Annotated in this window: 1 pseudogene; it reads right to left on the bottom strand. The window is 50.0% G+C overall.

The features are described 5' to 3' along the window. Positions 1-212 (bottom strand): annotated as a pseudogene (locus HJV72_RS19430) (energy-coupling factor transporter ATPase); the annotation flags it as partial.

The following is a 212-nucleotide window of genomic DNA, read 5'->3' as shown; positions in this document are numbered from 1 at the left end:
CCTTTTCCCGAAGGAGGTTAAGAATCGCATCCCTTGCCTCTTCCACGGTCGTAATTGTATCATCCACAGGGATCCCATGCTCCCGCAGCTCCTGGACCACATAGGTAATCTGAGGCGCCGCCAGTCCCATGTCTTCCAGTTCCTTATAATGTTTAAATACTTCCTTCGGGGTATCGTCAAAGACCTTCTCCCCGTGGTTCATAACCATAATC

This window comes from Extibacter sp. GGCC_0201 (assembly GCF_017566055.1).
Classification (GTDB): domain Bacteria; phylum Bacillota; class Clostridia; order Lachnospirales; family Lachnospiraceae; genus Extibacter.
Note: the sequence above shows the minus strand (reverse complement) of the source record. Positions and strands in the feature narration are given on the sequence as shown.